Annotated in this window: 2 protein-coding genes; both read right to left on the reverse strand. The window is 69.6% G+C overall.

Annotation, left to right across the window (positions count from 1 at the left end; all coding sequences use genetic code 11):
* Window positions 1–137: RNA methyltransferase PUA domain-containing protein (locus tag AC27KI_RS25235; RefSeq protein ID WP_487116534.1), on the reverse strand; the 137-nt coding region annotated here is incomplete at its 3' end.
* A 59-nt stretch (window positions 138–196) separates the two neighbouring features.
* A partial coding sequence (locus AC27KI_RS25240) for an aminoglycoside phosphotransferase family protein (protein ID WP_487116532.1) occupies window positions 197–1,216 on the reverse strand: 1,020 nt, incomplete at its 5' end.

Consider the following 1,216-nt stretch of genomic DNA (forward strand, 5'->3'; position numbering starts at 1 on the left):
CGCCCCCCGCGCCCGTCGAACAGCGTGATCGCGTCGCCGGGCTGCAGGCGCAGCACCTGCACGTGGCGCGCGGCCGAAGGCGGCAGCGCCAGCGCGGCGCCGCCCGCCAGGGGCAAGGGGCAATGGAAACGGGGCATTTGCTACTATTTTTATAGCTACACGCCCTAGTACTGATTGCGGCGGTAGCGGTTTTGACTCAAACTCTTCCGAAAGCGAAGCCGGTGGCTTCCTGCGTGCCTTCGATCTCGTCCACCAGCCGCAGCAGCGGCTTGAGCTCGCGGTAGCGGCTGGCCGTCGCGCGGATGTAGCCGATGAAACGCGGCGTGTCCGCCAGGTACTTGGGCTTGCCGTCGCGCAGCGTGATCCGCGCGAAGATGCCGGCCACCTTCAGGTGCCGCTGCAGACCCATCCATTCGACCGCGCGGTAGAACTCGCCGAAGTCCGCGCCCCAGCCGCTGGCGCTCGCCGCACCGACCAATCCCGACTTTCGCGCCTTTTCCCAGTAACGCACGGTAATGTCGATGACGAAATCCTCTTCCCAGCTGATGAACGCATCGCGCAGCAGGCTGGCGATGTCGTAGGTGATGGGGCCGTGCACCGCATCCTGAAAATCCAGCACGCCCAGCGGCCCGCCCGCCGGGGGCGCCATGAGGTTGCGCATCATGAAGTCGCGGTGCACGAACACGCTGGGGGCTTCCAGATTGTTGGCGACCAGCACGTCGAAGGTCTTGGCGAGCACGCCCTGCTGCGCCTCGGTGAGCGCCACGCCGCGGTGGCGCGCCAGGTACCAGTCGGGAAAAAGGGCCAGTTCGCGCCGCAGCAGGGCCTCGTCGTAGGGCGGCAGCACGCCGGGGCGCGAGGCCTGCTGCCATTGCAGCAGCACGTCGCTGGCCTGCAGGTACCAGGCGTGCGCCGCCTCGGGCGCCGCGGGGTCCAGCCGCTCGATGACCGTCTGCGCGCCCAGATCGGACAGCAGCATGAAGCCGTGGGCCTCGTCCCAGGCCAGCACCTCGGGCACGTGCAGGCCCGCGTCGGCCATCAGGCGCTGCACGTGGGCGAAGGGGCGGCAGTCCTCCTTGTCCGGCGGGGCGTCCATCACGATGCGGCTGGTGCCGTCGGCGGCGTCAATGCGCAGGTAGCGGCGAAAGCTCGCGTCCGCCGAGGCGGGGCGCACGCTCGCGGGGTGCAGGCCGTGCGTGGCGGCCAGCGGCGCCAG

The sequence above is a fragment of the Acidovorax sp. KPB24-03 genome (assembly GCF_057546605.1).